This window comes from Pseudomonas sp. FW305-E2, assembly GCF_058782925.1.
The window spans coordinates 1-554 of sequence record NZ_JBYSYE010000101.1; the positions used below are offsets into that span (position 1 = coordinate 1).

1 protein-coding gene is annotated in these 554 nt (G+C 60.6%); it reads right to left on the minus strand.

Annotated features, from left to right (window positions below; all coding sequences use genetic code 11):
- A partial coding sequence (locus AC3WLP_RS27855) for an immunoglobulin-like domain-containing protein (RefSeq protein WP_492576401.1) occupies window positions 1-554 on the minus strand: 554 nt, incomplete at both ends.

Below are 554 nucleotides of genomic sequence, written 5' to 3' on the forward strand. Positions count from 1 at the left end.
CCGCCCAGTTGCAGGTTCTCGAACGTAGCGCCAGTGGCGTCTACCGCCGAATTAATACCCAGGCTGATCTGGCCAGCGTCGTTGTAGACGTCATCACCCTGAGCAGCGTGGGTGTACGGCGCGCTGGTTTCACCGGCCTTGATGGTGACCTGGGCGTTGTTGCTCAGGGTCACGACCAGGTCGTGGGCCAGCGGCTGGTTGACGTGCACAGTGAAGGTCGGTTTGACGTTCTCAGCTACCGAAGTCTGGTCAGCAGTAATAGTGACCTTGACCAGGTCGCCTTCGTTGCTGCCGCCCGGGTTGCCTGGGGTACCAGGCTCGTCGGTGACGGTAGTGCTGACCGGCGTCTTGTCGAGGGTCAGCTGCTCGAACTTGCCGACATCCGCGCCTTCAACGGTAGCGATCGATTTGATCACAGGGTCGTTGGTACCGACGTAGACGTTGTCCGGGGCAGTCACGGTAGCAGTACCCACGGTACCGTTGGCCGGCACGGTGATGACGGTTTTGCCGTCGCTCAGCGTGAAGGTCAATGCACTGTGGTTGTTGATCGGCAG